We start from the raw sequence: 11,553 nt of genomic DNA, 5'->3' as shown, positions 1-11,553 counted from the left end.
CTTTGTCCCAGCCGGCCAGTAGCCGTTCGAATTTTTCCGCCTCGCGCACATCCGGCACCGCCAGGATGCCGCATTGCTCGGCGGCTTCCACGACGTTGGCGCGCAGGCGGTCGATCGAGGGCTTCGCCACTTGCGTATGCTGGGTGATGACCGGTTGCAGGATGCCGGCGCCCATCTCGACCGCCTTCTGCACGAGATAATCGAGCCGGCCCTGCTTCAGCGGCGCGAAGCAGTAGATGAGATCGGCCGGCGGCGGCTGCGGCCGCTGCGAGGCCAGCACTTTCAATCGCACCGCCCTTTTTGTTTTCGCCGCGATGGTGGCCGACCACTCGCCATCGCGGCCGTTGAACACAAGCACTTCGGCGCCTTCGGCCAGCCGCAGCACATGCAGGAGATAATGGCTCTGCTGCTGTCCGGCTTCGAACTCCGTGTCCGGCCCGAGATCGTCGGGCACGAACAGGCGTTGCATCTTGTAATTGGCGCGCATCGCCGAGGAATGAGCGAGCCTGTCGCCGGCGTCAAGCCTCGGCGGACGGATGCCAAACGGGTCGGAAGCCATGCCGCAGGACAGCGAGCGTCGTCGCGGGTGTCAGCAGCGCGATTCCGTTGCCGAGCCGGCCGATATCGACGGGTGGACCATATCCGGCAAAAGACCAGCGCCGGGCCTTGCCGGCACAAAGCGCAAAGGCGTTTCCGCCATTTGCAACCACGGCGCCGTCAGGCAGGCCGGCAAGCTCCTCCATGGCCAGCCTCGGTGGCTTGCCGCCGGAAGCCAGCCGCTCCTTGTGCAATCGCTTGTCGACTTGCGGCGCGCGCGGCTCGGCAATGCCGAAGGCTTCGCCGAAACGGCAAACGAAATCCCTCGCCCGTTCGCGCCTGCAGTAGAAGCAGGGGCGATGCCCTGCCGCCAGCGCCGTCACCTCGTCGAGGAAGAACAGCTCGGTCCAGCCAGCCTTGCCGCCGGGATGGCCCTCGCTCTTCCGGTTGCGGCCCATCGGCTCGCGCCGCGCATCGCGGAACGCGCACAGGCAGATGATCCAGGCGTTCAGCGTCCAGCGCTTGTTCAACAGCGTCTTCGTCTCGGGATCGTGGATGATGCCGCGATTGCCGGTGAACATGCCACGCTCGGGCACGGCGTGGATGACGCCGAACGGATCGACACGGTTCTGCAGTGGCATCGTTGTCTCCGGAATCCGCGTCTTGGCTGCAACGCAAGCGGCATGATAACGGTCGTCGCAGCTTTTTCATGTCAGCAGGGTTTTGAGATGCGGGTGCTGGTGGTCCAGAACTACGAAGATACCGGTCTCGGTCAGGTCGGCGCGGCGCTGGCTGAAGCGGGCGCCGAACTCGACCTGCGCCTGCCTTACAAAGGTGACTCACTGCCTGAAAACGGGGCGGGGCACGATGCCATGATCGTGCTGGGTGGCGGCCAGAATGCGCTGGCGGACGACGATTATCCCTATTTTCCGGCCTTGCTCGAACTGACCCGCGATTTCGCCGACAAGGATCGGGCCGTTCTCGGCATCTGCCTCGGCGGCCAGCTGCTTGCCCGTGCCTTCGGCGGCGAGAACCGCATCGGCGGCGCCAATGAATTCGGCTGGCGCGGCGTATCGCTGACGCCGGATGCCAAGGCCGATCCCGTGCTGGCTGGGCTCCCGGAAAAATTCCCGATCTTCCAATGGCATGACGATACATTTGTGCTGCCTGAAAACGCCGTCCGGCTCGCCGGCAACGATGTCGCCGAGAACCAGGCGTTTCGAATCGGTCGCGCCGTCTACGGCTTCCAGTTCCATTTCGAAGCTGACCGGCCGATGGTGAAGGACTGGAGCGCCTCCTTTGCTCCGACCATCGCCGAGCGCCATCCCGACTGGGCCAGCCAGCTCGATGGCGAGATGGCCCGCAACGGGCCGGAAGCCGACGCTGCCGGCCTGGCCATTGCTCGCGCCTGGGTAGCCACGATCTGATCGGTGACCTTTGGACTCCTGCCCAGTGATATAATTGGCACGCGGCGGCAAAACCGCTTGGGAAAACCGGTTTGAACTTGGCTTGTGTCCGCTGCCTGTCCTAGAAGGCCCACGCTCAGCATCGGCATGCAACGGTGATGAACCCTTTGTGTGACCCGCGCGACACACCGCCGATACAGAACATGCCTAGAAGCGCGAAATCGCCGAAACTTTGAAGCGAATTCTCCGTTTCAACGCATTGGTAACCGTCTGATGCACAGATGCAGAAGGCTCGAAACAAGAGATGACTTCCGTGAAAGCAGCACTTCTGTCCTTTGCCATGCTATCTGCCATTGTGCTGTGCGGCCTTGGCATCTATGCCGCCGACGCGGCCAATAACCACAATGCCGTCGACGGCTACGGCGTCACCGCGTCGCTGCGTTAAAAGCCGGCTGCCTGTCGCGGCTTTTCCGGCGCGAGATCAGGCTTCCTTCACTGTTATTGTCAGGATGCGCTTGTCCGGCCCGTCGACGACGAGCGCGCTCAGCATGCCTGATTGCCAGGCAAGCGTATCGACATTGACGCGGTTGGCCAGCACCTGCGCCTCCGGCACCGGCGTGTGCCCATGCACAACGATCTTCGGATAGAGCCCGGTGTGATCGTGGAAGACATCGCGGATCCAGATCAGATCCTGCGGGCTTTGCTTGTTCAGCGCCGTGCCGGGCTTGATGCCAGCATGGCAGAAGAAGAAATCGCCCAGCGACACGGAAAACACCAGCGACCGCAGGAAGTCGACATGGCTCTGCGGAACGGCCTTGACCAAGGCCGCGTGTCCCTTTCGCAGCAGCGTCTCGGCCTTGCCGAACCAGGCGTTGGGTCCTTCGTTGAGCGGAACGCCATAGGATTGCGCCGTCTGGACGCCCCCGAAGCGCATGAAGAGCCCGTCGGGATCGGGCGCCCTTAGAAAATCCAGAAAGCCGATGTCGTGATTGCCGGCGAGCATCAGATGGCGGGGGTCACGCCGCCGCGCTTCGATGAGGAAATCGATCACGCCTTTGGAATCGGGGCCACGGTCGACATAGTCTCCCAGATGGATGACGCGCCAGTCGGTCGGCGAGTCACGGTCGATTTCCTCCCGGATCCGATGATGCATCGCGGCCAACAGATCCAGCCTGCCATGCACGTCACCGATGGCGTACAGGCGCATGCCGGCGGGGCCATGTGCGTCGAGAAAATGGATGCCGGGGGATGCCAAAGCCTGCGTCGTCTCCATGCTGGGACTACCGACACTAACGCCGGAGCTGGTCCTTGCCCATGTCGGTGACCAGCCGCTTTCCGCACAATGCCAGCGTTATGTCCATCTCCTTTCGGATGATTTCCAGCGCCTTGGTAACCCCTTCCATGCCGAGCGCGCCCAATCCATAAAGAAAGGGCCGGCCGATATAGGTGCCCTTGGCGCCCAGGCACAGCGCTTTCAGCACGTCCTGGCCGGAGCGGATGCCGCCATCCATATGCACTTCGATTGTGTCGCCCACCGCATCGGCGATCTCCTCCAGCGCCATGATGGATGACGACGCGCCGTCGAGCTGGCGCCCGCCATGGTTGGAGACGATGATCGCGTCGGCGCCGGTCCCGGCGGCCATCAGCGCGTCTTCCTTGTCGAGGATGCCTTTGAGGATCAGCTTGCCGCCCCAGCGCTCCTTGATCCAGTCGATATCCTTCCACGAAAGATGCGGATCGAACTGCTCCTTCGTCCACGATGCCAGGGAAGCCAGGTCGCCGACGCCCTTGGCGTGGCCGACAATGTTGCGGAACGTCCGCCGTTTCGTCCGCGCCATGGCGGCGCACCAGCGCGGGCGGATCGCCATGTCGATGATGTTGGGCAGGGTCAGCCTGGGTGGCGCCGAAAGCCCGTTGCGGATGTCCTTGTGGCGCTGGCCGAGGATCTGCAGGTCGAGCGTCAGCACCAGAGCCGAGCATTTCGCGGCTTTCGCCCTGTCGATCAGGTCGAGCACGAACCCCTTGTCGCGCAGGACATAAAGCTGGAACCAGAACGGCCTGGTGGTTGCCGAGGCGACATCCTCGATCGAGCAGATGCTCATCGTCGACAGCGTGAATGGCACGCCGAATTCCTCAGCTGCCCGCGCTGCCAGCATCTCGCCATCCGCGTGTTGCATGCCGGTCATGCCGGTTGGCGCCAAAGCCACCGGCATCGACACCTTCTCGCCGATCATCGTCGATTCCAGTGAGCGATTGTCCATGTCGACCAGCACGCGCTGGCGGAATTTGATCTTCTGGAAGTCTTCCTCGTTTGCCCGGTACGTGCCTTCGGTCCAGGAGCCGGAATCGGCGTAGTCGAAGAACATCTTCGGCACCCGACGGCGCGCCAGGTCCTTGAGGTCGGCGATAGTGAGAATGTCGCTCATGATGTCCCCATTCGAGTCTAGGAGCGTTTGCGCGCTTGTTCAGTGTCGGCGGCGTCGACACGCTGCTTGAACCTCAGCCGGGAAACGCGCTGCCAGTCGCCGCTGCGCTCGGCTTCCGCCATCGACCGCTCGACATAGATCATGTGGTCCATTGCAGCTTTCCGGGCCGCGGCCGGATCGCCTGCCTGCACAGCGGCATGGATCGCCTGGTGCTGTGCCAGCAATGCGTCGCGGGCGCCGGGAACGGTGAACACCAGCAGCCGGTTCTGGAACACGCCTTCCGACAGCAGCCGGTAGCAGGAGCGCAGCGTATGCAGCAGCAGTATATTGTGCGCACACTCGCAGATCGCGTGATGGAATTCGACGTCGATCTCGGCTTCGTCGTCGAAATCCCCCGTCCTGTGGGCCTCGTCCATGCGCGCCATGATCCGGTCGAGCAGCGCCAGGTCCTCCGGCGTGGCCCGCCGCGCCGCGTATTCGGCGGCGATGCCTTCGATCTCGCGGCGATATTCCAGATAGTCGGCCACGGCCTTGCGGTGCGTCGAGATCAGGTCGGCCACCGGCTTGGTGAACAGCTGGCCGATGATGTCGGCGACATGGGTGCCGCCGCCGGCTCTGGTCGTCAGCAGGCCGCGTCCTTCCAGCGCCTTCAGCGCGTCGCGCAGGATCGGCCGTGAGACCTCGAACTGGCGCGCCAGCTCGCGTTCGCCCGGCAACCGGTCGCCGGTGCGCAGCACGCCTTCGAGGATGAGGCTCTCGATCTGCTGCACCACCTCGTCGGCGGTGCGCGAATGCTCGATCCTGGAAAAAATGTCGCTCAATAGGGTGCCCGGTAAGCGAAACGGTGTGGCGCCACGATAAGGCTTGCGTCGCCAACTGGTCAAATTATTTATCCAATTGCTCGAACCGGGTCGACCTCGGGGCCTGGCGCGCTATGATGTTCGCCGGCTCCGTTGCTGTTTGCGTCGTCGGGAGATTGGCTTTAGACGGACGCGCAAGAGGGTTCAAGCAAGCCCGGGGGCAAGCCGTGTCGGACGACCCGTCCAATCTCGATTTCCAGCCGCGCGCCAAGGGCAGCGTCATGGGGTTTCCCGCGCATGAGGGCCGCCCGGGTGCGCTGGGCGAGGTGCATGCGCGGCCACATCCGCTGATCGAAAAGCCACGCGTCCTGATGCAGCTCGCCTTCATGACCGAGGGTGGCTCCGCGGTCGATCATGCGGTGCTGTCCGAGCTGTCGCGGCGCCTTGGCATCGCCGCGCCCGATCGCCAGGCCCGCCACCATGCCATGAAGTGGGGCAAGGGCTCGCTGCGCTGGGAGCGGCATACGGAATTCTCGACCTATCTTTGGGAAGGACCGCTTCCGGAAGGCGGCAGGACGCAGGAAGACTCGCCGTTCGGCAACGGGTTCTCGCCGCCGGGCACCGTCATCTCCGGCATCCGGCTCGAAATCCGCGAATGGACAGAGCTGGGCGAGCGGCTGATCGCTGGCTTCGACCCGACCAGCCTGTGCTATTCGCTGGTCGAGCGCGGCAACGCGGCCATCGTCACCGACTTCCGCCAGGATGGTGACGGCATGACCCGCATGCTTGTGCTCGATCGGGGCTTGACCGCCGCCCGCACCGGGGCGCTGTCGCAGCGTCTGATCGATATCGAAACCTACCGCACCTTGGCGATGCTGGGCCTGCCGCTGGCATTGACGCTGTCGGGCCGCGCCCGCCGCATCGAGGACAGGCTGGCGCAGACCACGCTGGAGATGAAGGTCGCCGAGACCCGCGACAGCCAGACCTTGCTGGCCGACCTGACCGAGCTTGCCGCGGAACTGGAAGCCGACGCGGCCTCAAGCCTCTACCGTTTCGGCGCCAGCCGCGCCTATGACGGCATCGTCGGCGAGCGGCTGGAGGCGCTCGAGGAAGAGGCAGTGCCCGGCTACGACACTTGGGGCGGCTTCCTGCAGCGGCGTGTCGCGCCGGCGATGCGCACCTGCCGGTCGGTCGAAGAGCGGCAGGCCAATCTGTCGCGCAAGCTGACCCGCGCCACGACGCTGCTGCGGACCTGGGTCGATGTCGAAGTCGAGAAGCAGAACCGCGATCTGCTCGCCTCGATGAACAACTGCGCCCGCCTGCAATTGCGCCTGCAGCAGACTGTCGAGGGCCTGTCGGTCGCCGCCGTTTCCTACTATGTCGTCGGCCTCATCGGCTATCTCGCCAAGGGCGCCTCCATCTTCGGCCACGCCTTCGCGCCGGAGATCGTCACCGCCGCTTCGGTCCCGGTCGCCATCCTGCTGGTCTGGTGGGGCGTGCGCCGCGTGCGCCGCACACATTCGGAACCGGGGAAGCATCCGGGTGAGTAGATCTGACTTGCCTCGCCATAAGAGAGGGTAAGCCAGCGGCACATTGACGCTGCGGAAGCTTGTTGCGACCTTGCTATCGGAGGCGGCGTCACCGCAGCGTTTGCAAAGAATGCGCCTCACTGGTAAAAGATTTTTACCAGTCAAGTAAAATGAGGCTGCTGATGTCCGGCCTGGCAATGCCGAAACCAGACGACGCCACCATGCGACGGCGCGACGAGATCGTCGCCGACATGCGCATCATCGTACCGGGCGAGGGCGTTGTCGACGCCGCCAATTCCATGCGGGCGTTCGAGAGCGATGGCCTGACCGCCTATCGGCAATTGCCGCTGGTTGTCGTGCTGCCGCAGACCGTGGCGCAGGTCTCGCGGGTGCTGAAATACTGCAATGACCGCAACATCCGCGTCGTCCCGCGCGGCTCCGGCACGTCGCTATCCGGTGGCGCGCTGCCGCTCGAGGACGCCGTGCTGCTGGTCATGAGCCGCTTCAACCGCATCCTAGACATCGATTTTCCCAACCGCGTCGTCGTCGCGCAGCCGGGCGTCACCAATCTCGGCATCACCACCGCCGTCGAGCAGGAGGGCTTCTATTACGCCCCCGATCCATCCTCCCAGATCGCCTGCTCGATCGGCGGCAACGTCGCGGAAAATTCCGGCGGCGTGCACTGCCTGAAATACGGCCTCACCGCGAACAATGTACTCGGCATCGAAATGGTGCTGATGAATGGCGAGGTTGTGCGGCTCGGCGGCAGCCACCTCGATGCGGAAGGCTACGATCTGCTCGGTGTGATGACAGGCTCGGAAGGCCTGCTCGGCGTAGTCACCGAGGTCACCGTGCGCATCCTCAAAAAGCCGGAGACGGCCCGCGCGCTGCTGATCGGCTTCCCGACCAGCGAGCAGGGCGGCCAATGCGTCGCCGACATCATCGGCGCCGGCATCATCCCGGGCGGCATGGAAATGATGGACCGCCCGGCGATCCACGCCGCCGAGGATTTCGTTCATGCCGGCTATCCCCTCGATGTCGAGGCTTTGCTGATCGTCGAGCTCGACGGGCCGGGCGTCGAGGTCGATCATCTCATCGGCCTCGTTGAGGCGATCGCCTACAAGAACGGCTCGACGACCTGCCGCATCTCGCAGTCCGAGCAGGAGCGATTGAGCTTCTGGGCCGGCCGCAAGGCGGCGTTCCCGGCGGTCGGCCGGATCTCGCCCGACTATTACTGCATGGACGGCACGATCCCGCGCAAGGAACTGCCGCGCGTGCTCGCCGGCATGCGCGAACTGTCGGAGAAATACGGCCTCGGCGTCGCCAATGTCTTCCACGCCGGCGACGGCAATCTGCATCCGCTGATCCTCTACGATGCCAACGTGCCGGGCGAACTCGACAAGGCCGAAAGCTTCGGCGCCGACATATTGCGGCTCTGCGTGAAAGTTGGCGGCGTGCTCACCGGCGAACATGGGGTGGGCGTCGAAAAGCGCGACCTGATGCCGGAAATGTTCAGCCAGGTCGACCTCGACCAGCAGATGCGCGTCAAATGCGCCTTCGATCCCAACCACCTGCTCAACCCCGGCAAGGTCTTCCCGCAACTGCGCCGCTGCGCCGAACTTGGGCGCATGCACATTTCCGGCGGGAAACTGCCGTTTCCGGACATTCCGAGGTTTTGAGTGGCGATGAAGTCCCAGAACAAGGGTTCCTCGCCCCCGCAAAGCGGGGGAGAGGTGGCTCGGGCGAAGCCCGAGACGGAGAGGGGGCCTGCGGCCGATGTGCCGAGCCGCCGCTCGCCCGTAAAAATCGCCCGCGCTCGCGCGCTTCGCCGGGGTGATAATCAGGCGGAGGCAATCCTATGGAGTGAGCTGAAGGCAAAACAGCTCGGCGGCTACAAATTCGTTCGGCAGATGCCGATCGGGCCGTATTTCGCGGACTTTGCTTGCCGGAGCGAGAAGCTGGTCGTTGAGCTGGATGGAAGCCAGCATGCCGGAAGCTCCTATGACAGACTACGAGATGAGTTCATGCGTGCCGAAGGGTTTTCGGTTTTGCGTTTCTGGAACGTCGATGTTCTCAAGATCCCGCGGAGCGTCTGCGAAACCATTCTTGCGGCACTGGAGGGACGACTGGCAGAAGACGTCGTCGCCACAGATTTGAGGTTTGTTTTCGCAGCCAAAGCGTCCGGGAGGTCGCGCTCTATGACTGCCCCCGCTCCGTCTCGGGCTTCGCCCGAGCCACCTCTCCCCCGCTTTGCGGGGGCGAGGAAAGGTTCGAAACCATGACCACCTTCACCCCCACCACCTCGGACGAAGTCCTGTCCACCGTCGCCTGGGCCGTGGCGCAAGAATCGCCGCTGGAAATCCTTGGCCACGGTTCCAAGCGCGGCATCGGTCGGCCGCTGCAGACCGAACACACTTTGGACCTTTCGAAGCTCTCCGGCGTGACCCTCTATGAGCCCGCCGAACTGGTGCTGTCGGCGAAGGCCGGCACGCCTTTGGCCGAGATCGAAAAGCTGCTGGCGGAAAATGGCCAGCAACTGGCCTTCGAGCCTATGGACTATGGCCCGCTGCTCGGCGGCGAACCGGGCAAGGGCACCCTCGGCGGCGTGCTCGCCGCGAACCTGTCCGGCCCGCGCCGGCTGAAGGCGGGTGCGGCGCGTGACCATATCCTCGGCATCAATGTGGTGTCCGGACGCGGCGAGGCCTTCAAGTCCGGCGGCCGCGTGGTGAAGAACGTCACCGGCTACGACATGTCGAAGCTGATGGCCAACAGTTGGGGCACGCTGGCTGTCTTCACCGACGTGACCTTCAAAGTGCTGCCGGCGGCCGAGACCGAGGTCACGCTGGCCATCCGTGGCTTGCTCGACGATGCCGCCGCCGCAGCCATGGCGCTGGCGCTCGGCTCCAGCGCGGAAGTGTCGAGCGCTGCCCATCTGCCGGAGCGCATCGCCGCGCGTGTTGCCGACGGTGCGCTCGGCAGCGACGCCGCCACACTGCTGCGCGTCGAAGGTTTCGGCCCCTCCGTCGCCTATCGCATCGGCGCGCTGAAGACGCTGCTCGGCAATGCCGGGCCGCTGGAAGAGATCGCCGGTGAGGCCTCGCAAGTGATCTGGCGCGACGTGCGCGATGTCAGGCCCTTCGCCGATGGCAGCGAGAAGCCGGTCTGGCGCGTGTCGATGACGCCGTCCCAGGGCCACCGGATGGTCCTTACGCTACGCATGCAGGCCGCCGTCAGCGCCTTCTATGACTGGCAGGGCGGGCTGGTTTGGCTGCGCATGGAAGAGGGCGATCCGCAAGCCGCGCTGCTGCGCGCCCTGTTGCGCAAACATGGCGGCGGCCACGCGACGCTGGTGCGTGCCGCTCCCGCCCATCGCGCCGCGCTGCCGGTGTTCGAGCCGCAGGCGCCGGCGCTCGCCGCGCTCAGCCGGCGCCTCAAGCAGGAATTCGACCCCAGGAACATCCTCAATCCCGGCCGCATGGCCTAGGACATTAGCGATGCAGACGAATTTCTCTCTCGCCCAGCTCGCCGATCCCCACGTCGCGGAATCGGAAAAGATCCTGCGCAAATGCGTTCATTGCGGCTTCTGCACCGCCACCTGCCCGACCTATGTGACGCTGGGCAACGAGCTCGATTCGCCGCGCGGCCGCATCTACCTGATCAAGGACATGCTGGAGAATGGCCGTCCCGCCGACAAGGAGATCGTCACCCATATCGACCGCTGCCTGTCGTGCCTGGCCTGCATGACGACATGCCCGTCGGGCGTCAACTACATGCATCTGGTCGATCATGCCCGCGCCCACATCGAGGACACTTACAGGCGACCGCTGCTGGATCGGCTGATCCGGTCGATGCTGGCCTTTGTCCTGCCTTATCCCGCGCGGTTCCGCGCCGCGCTCAGGCTGGCGAAACTGGGCAAACCGTTCATTGGCCTGTTCGAAAAGATCCCGGCGCTGAAGCCGCTGGGCGCGATGCTCAAGCTCGCTCCGGCCTCGATCCCGGCAGCCTCGCCAATGGCCAAACCCGGCGTCCACGCCGGGCGGGCGGTGAAAAAGGGCCGCGTCGCCATCCTCACCGGCTGCGCGCAATCGGTGCTCGATCCCGCCATCAACGGCACGACCATTTCGCTGCTCAATAGACTCGGCGTCGAGGTGGTGGTGCCGCCGGGCGAAGGCTGCTGCGGCGCGCTCGTCCACCACATGGGTCGGGAACAGGCCGCACTTGCTTCGGCCAGACAAAATGTCGATGCCTGGACACGCGCCATCGACCAGGGCGGGCTCGATGCCATCATCATCACCGCGTCCGGATGCGGCACGACGATCAAGGATTACGGCTTCATGCTGCGGCTCGATGCGGCCTATGCCGACAAGGCCGCGCGCGTCTCGGCCCTGGCCAGGGACATCACCGAATATCTCGCCGCTTTCGACATGCCGGAGCCGGTGCGCAAGCCGGGCACCGTCGTCGCCTATCATTCGGCCTGCTCGATGCAGCACGGCCAGAAGATCACCCGCCAGCCGAAGGAACTGCTGGCCAAAGCCGGCTTCGTCGTGCGCGAGCCGCGCGAGGGGCATCTGTGCTGTGGTTCCGCCGGCACCTACAACATCCTGCAGCCCGAGATTTCGGCCAGGCTGCGCGACCGCAAAGTGAAGAACATCGAGGCGACCGGCGCCGAAATCGTCGCCACCGGCAACATCGGCTGCATCACCCAGATTGCCTCCGCCGCAAAGCTGCCGGTAGTGCACACAATCAAGCTGCTCGACTGGGCCTATGGCGGGCCAAAGCCGGAGGGTGTTTCGGAGCAGGGGCTTGTGGCGGCAGAGTAATCTTCGCCTTCGGCGCCCCCTCATCCGGCCGCTTC

Annotated in this window: 11 protein-coding genes and 1 pseudogene; 7 read left to right on the top strand and 5 right to left on the bottom strand. The window is 64.6% G+C overall.

Annotated features, from left to right (window positions below):
• A partial coding sequence (locus WC739_RS05310; protein ID WP_372951971.1) for a 16S rRNA (uracil(1498)-N(3))-methyltransferase occupies positions 1-487 on the bottom strand: 487 nt, incomplete at its 3' end.
• A gap of 31 nt (positions 488-518) precedes the next feature.
• Positions 519-1,178 (bottom strand): hypothetical protein, encoded by a 660-nt coding sequence (locus WC739_RS05305; RefSeq protein ID WP_372951968.1) that lies wholly within the window; start codon positions 1,176-1,178, stop codon positions 519-521.
• A gap of 87 nt (positions 1,179-1,265) precedes the next feature.
• On the opposite strand from WC739_RS05305, the gene WC739_RS05300 reads away from it, so the two are divergent.
• Positions 1,266-1,964: a type 1 glutamine amidotransferase gene (locus tag WC739_RS05300; RefSeq protein ID WP_372951967.1), complete on the top strand. Its 699-nt coding sequence runs from the start codon at positions 1,266-1,268 to the stop codon at positions 1,962-1,964.
• 283 nt (positions 1,965-2,247) lie between these two features.
• Positions 2,248-2,388, top strand: a complete 141-nt coding sequence (locus WC739_RS05295) for a hypothetical protein (protein WP_023782442.1) — start codon at positions 2,248-2,250, stop codon at positions 2,386-2,388.
• Between the two features lie 36 nt (positions 2,389-2,424).
• On the opposite strand, the gene WC739_RS05290 is transcribed toward WC739_RS05295, so the two are convergent.
• From WC739_RS05290 to WC739_RS05280, 3 genes are read right to left on the bottom strand one after another with little or no spacing between them, the layout of a single operon-like run.
• Positions 2,425-3,198 (bottom strand): metallophosphoesterase, encoded by a 774-nt coding sequence (locus WC739_RS05290; protein WP_372951970.1) that lies wholly within the window; start codon positions 3,196-3,198, stop codon positions 2,425-2,427.
• 34 nt (positions 3,199-3,232) lie between these two features.
• Complete coding sequence (locus WC739_RS05285; protein ID WP_372951966.1) at positions 3,233-4,369, bottom strand: L-lactate dehydrogenase; 1,137 nt, start codon at positions 4,367-4,369, stop codon at positions 3,233-3,235.
• A 17-nt stretch (positions 4,370-4,386) separates the two neighbouring features.
• Complete coding sequence (locus WC739_RS05280; RefSeq protein ID WP_372951965.1) at positions 4,387-5,190, bottom strand: FCD domain-containing protein; 804 nt, start codon at positions 5,188-5,190, stop codon at positions 4,387-4,389.
• A 206-nt stretch (positions 5,191-5,396) separates the two neighbouring features.
• On the opposite strand from WC739_RS05280, the gene WC739_RS05275 reads away from it, so the two are divergent.
• From WC739_RS05275 to glcF, 5 genes and pseudogenes are all read left to right on the top strand, one after another.
• Entirely contained in the window at positions 5,397-6,719 is a 1,323-nt protein-coding gene (locus tag WC739_RS05275) for a DUF3422 family protein (RefSeq protein ID WP_372951964.1), read from the top strand.
• A 161-nt stretch (positions 6,720-6,880) separates the two neighbouring features.
• The gene (locus WC739_RS05270; protein WP_372951963.1) at positions 6,881-8,377 is read left to right on the top strand and encodes an FAD-linked oxidase C-terminal domain-containing protein; all 1,497 of its coding nucleotides are present in this window, start codon (positions 6,881-6,883) and stop codon (positions 8,375-8,377) included.
• Positions 8,378-8,383: 6 nt separating this feature from the next.
• Positions 8,384-8,872 (top strand): annotated as a pseudogene (locus tag WC739_RS05265) (endonuclease domain-containing protein); the annotation flags it as partial.
• 104 nt (positions 8,873-8,976) lie between these two features.
• Complete coding sequence (glcE, locus tag WC739_RS05260) at positions 8,977-10,182, top strand: glycolate oxidase subunit GlcE (RefSeq protein WP_372951962.1); 1,206 nt, start codon at positions 8,977-8,979, stop codon at positions 10,180-10,182.
• A gap of 10 nt (positions 10,183-10,192) precedes the next feature.
• Positions 10,193-11,518, top strand: coding sequence for a glycolate oxidase subunit GlcF (gene glcF, locus WC739_RS05255; protein WP_372951961.1), 1,326 nt, complete (start codon positions 10,193-10,195; stop codon positions 11,516-11,518).
• The last annotated feature ends 35 nt before the right edge of the window (positions 11,519-11,553 follow it).

Origin of the sequence: Mesorhizobium sp. (assembly GCF_041661565.1) — a bacterium.
Classification (GTDB): Bacteria; Pseudomonadota; Alphaproteobacteria; order Rhizobiales; family Rhizobiaceae; genus Mesorhizobium.
This window is presented reverse-complemented; position numbering and strand designations above follow the sequence as displayed.